This is a genomic window from Streptomyces sp. WELS2, from assembly GCF_013870595.1.
Classification (GTDB): domain Bacteria; phylum Actinomycetota; class Actinomycetes; order Streptomycetales; family Streptomycetaceae; genus Streptomyces.
The window spans coordinates 1-259 of record NZ_JACBWZ010001415.1; the positions used below are offsets into that span (position 1 = coordinate 1).

The 259-nt window shown below is 73.7% G+C and carries 1 protein-coding gene; it reads right to left on the reverse strand.

Features of this window, described 5'->3' with window-relative positions; translation table 11 throughout:
* Nucleotides 1–259, reverse strand: a 259-nt coding sequence (locus tag H5J33_RS36675; protein WP_181798985.1) for a polyketide synthase dehydratase domain-containing protein, incomplete at both ends; no start/stop codon positions are given.

A 259-nucleotide genomic window follows, 5' to 3' on the forward strand; every position in this document is an offset into this window, starting at 1 on the left:
ATCCACCGGCTCCGCACCCACCGGCGGCCAAACCACAGGCGGAAGAACGGGCGCGTCCACGGCCTCCGAAGCCAGGACGCCCCGGGCGTGTACGGTCCACTCCTCATCGGTGCGGGAGCGCACCACCAGTGTCCGGCAACCGTCCTCGGCCGCGCCGCTCACGCTGACGTGGAGCCGTACCTCACCGTGGTCCGGCACCAGCAGCGGCGCCTCCAGCACCAGTTCCCGCACGACGGGGGCGCCGGCCTCCACTCCCGCG